General features: G+C 35.5%; 1 protein-coding gene and 1 pseudogene. Both read left to right on the plus strand.

The features are described 5' to 3' along the window. Nucleotides 1-179 (plus strand): annotated as a pseudogene (locus P20439_RS01965) (peptide-methionine (S)-S-oxide reductase); the annotation flags it as partial. A gap of 188 nt (nucleotides 180-367) precedes the next feature. Beyond that, on the plus strand, nucleotides 368-1,051 hold the full coding sequence (locus P20439_RS01970) for a hypothetical protein (RefSeq protein WP_008464194.1): 684 nt from the start codon (nucleotides 368-370) through the stop codon (nucleotides 1,049-1,051). The last annotated feature ends 114 nt before the right edge of the window (nucleotides 1,052-1,165 follow it).

Genomic DNA, 1,165 nt, shown 5'->3' on the forward strand with positions numbered 1-1,165 from the left:
CTAACCAAACAGTGGTAACCCCTATTCTTGATGCGAAAACTTTTTACCCGATAAAAGGCGATGAAAGTTATCATCAAGATTACTATAAAAATAATCCTATTCGTTATAACACCTATCGCTGGCGCTGTGGTCGCGACAGTCGCCTAGAAGACATTTGGGGCGATAGAGTTACCCATTAAGTAATTACAAGCTTAAAAGGCTGCAGATTTGCAGCCTTTTTTGTTTCAATAATTTAATGCTGATAATAATTTACAATCTCTTTAATTTTGATGTTTAAGCCACTCATTTCAAGCCTAAAAAAGGAACAAAAACACGATTGTACCTATATAGGCAACTAATCTGACCAGTTTTTGACCAAACAGTCAAAATGAAATACAAAATACTTGTAGCCTTATCTATGTTTGTTCTAGGTGGTTGTGCTTCAACCACTCCAACAAGAACAACAGAGCAAGCGTATATGATAATCGATGTAAAAGGTGACTCGTCTATTCGAGATACTGTTCTTGATACGATTATTGATTCGGCTCAATCTAGCATGGATAGCTTGACGGTTAATAGAGGTATTCCTCCAGCATCTCTTCCTGAAAAAGCATCTCGTTTTAAATTAGTTAGTCCATTTCAAAATACACAGTTAGGTAACGTTATGAGCGGATTCTCAGCTTTATCACAAGCATCGGGAGGTTCAGGTATGAAAATACCTCAGTGTGATTCTCCTATTCTCACTATGAAGTCAGATAAATCAGTTAGCGGGTGGAGTGAAAGAACAACGTTCTTCATATGTGTTGTTCAATATCAAACAGGTTATCAAGTTGATGTATACACTACATTCGAGCAACAGTCTGGTGGGATCTCTGTCAATCAACTTAGTCAAAGCTTAGTTCGCTCAGTAGTTGGTGATACTAGCCAAAATATACCAAAAACTATGGCTCGTTTAAAAGACTCACTCGCAGAACTAAATACTGAAACAAAAATAATCGACAGCTATATACCAAGCAAATGGAAAGGTTTATTTGCAGACGATAGAAAGTCTTTAGAAGCTGAAACAGAGTAAATAATTTCACTAAATTAAAGTTCTTTCAAATAATGGAGTAATTAATTACTCCATTATTTTTTTAAAACTAATAACTACTCTAGCAAAATAATAAAGGATTTATCTGTGTGGCAT

The organism is Pseudoalteromonas sp. BSi20439 (assembly GCF_000241165.1).
Lineage (GTDB): Bacteria > Pseudomonadota > Gammaproteobacteria > Enterobacterales > Alteromonadaceae > Pseudoalteromonas.

Coding starts and splice junctions, on each gene's coding strand:
- P20439_RS01970 (WP_008464194.1), top strand. CDS start 368: ATGAAATACAAAATACTTGTAGCCTTATCTATGTTTGTTCTAGGTGGT.